This is a genomic window from Aeromonas sp. HMWF017 (assembly GCF_003061465.1).
Lineage (GTDB): Bacteria > Pseudomonadota > Gammaproteobacteria > Enterobacterales > Aeromonadaceae > Aeromonas > Aeromonas veronii.
Genome location: NZ_QAJD01000174.1, coordinates 662 through 947, shown reverse-complemented (window position 1 = coordinate 947; position 286 = coordinate 662). Strand labels below are relative to the sequence as shown.

Annotated in this window: 1 pseudogene; it reads left to right on the top strand. The window is 60.8% G+C overall.

The features are described 5' to 3' along the window. Positions 1–61 precede the first annotated feature (61 nt). Positions 62–286 (top strand): annotated as a pseudogene (locus DBR30_RS22615) (gp53-like domain-containing protein); the annotation flags it as partial.

The window sequence follows — 286 nt, the reverse complement described above, 5'->3', positions numbered from 1 at the left end:
CCCGTTACCTACAACGGCGCCGCAACCTACAACGGCAACTACAACCACGGAGCCTCGTGATATGGCGAATTTACAAGAGGTCGTCAGCTGGGAGGCTGGCATCTACCAACTCGAAACCGGTGATCCGGTGCTGGGCGGCCCGGGCGGCATCTCCAACAAGCAGGCGCAAGCGCTGGCCAATCGTACCGCCTACCTGAAAAAACACGTCGATGATATCGAGGGAGGCAACACGGCGGCGGGCAAGGCCAACAAGCTCAGCACCGCCCGCAATATTGCCCTGGCTGGC